At 71.7% G+C, this 332-nt stretch carries 1 pseudogene; it reads right to left on the bottom strand.

Annotated elements, in window-relative coordinates:
- Positions 1 to 332, bottom strand: a pseudogene (locus TN53_RS49015) (AraC family transcriptional regulator); the annotation flags it as partial.

The following is a 332-nucleotide window of genomic DNA, read 5'->3' as shown; positions in this document are numbered from 1 at the left end:
CGGCTCGACCGCGCCGATGTAGGGGTTCGGAGGGGGCATCCGGAGGGCGGTCATGTCCTCGGGGAAGAGGGTCGGCTCCTTCTCGGCGAGGGTGGCCCAGTCGATGTCGCTGCGGTTGCCGGCCACTTCCAGGGCCTCGTGGATGCGGTAGCGCAGGATGACCCACTTGGGGCTGACGCCGACGTGCGCGGAGAAGAGCCGTTGCAGCGCCCGCACGGAGAGGCCCTGGGTGTGGGCGAATTCGCTGACGCGGCGCACCGTGCGGTCCTCGCGGATGTGCTGGACGAGGTCCCGGGCGAGGTCGGCCTGCGGATCGGGGGCGGGATCGAGGG

Source organism: Streptomyces sp. WM6386, assembly GCF_000972385.1.
In the GTDB taxonomy this organism is placed as follows: domain Bacteria; phylum Actinomycetota; class Actinomycetes; order Streptomycetales; family Streptomycetaceae; genus Streptomyces.
This window is presented reverse-complemented; position numbering and strand designations above follow the sequence as displayed.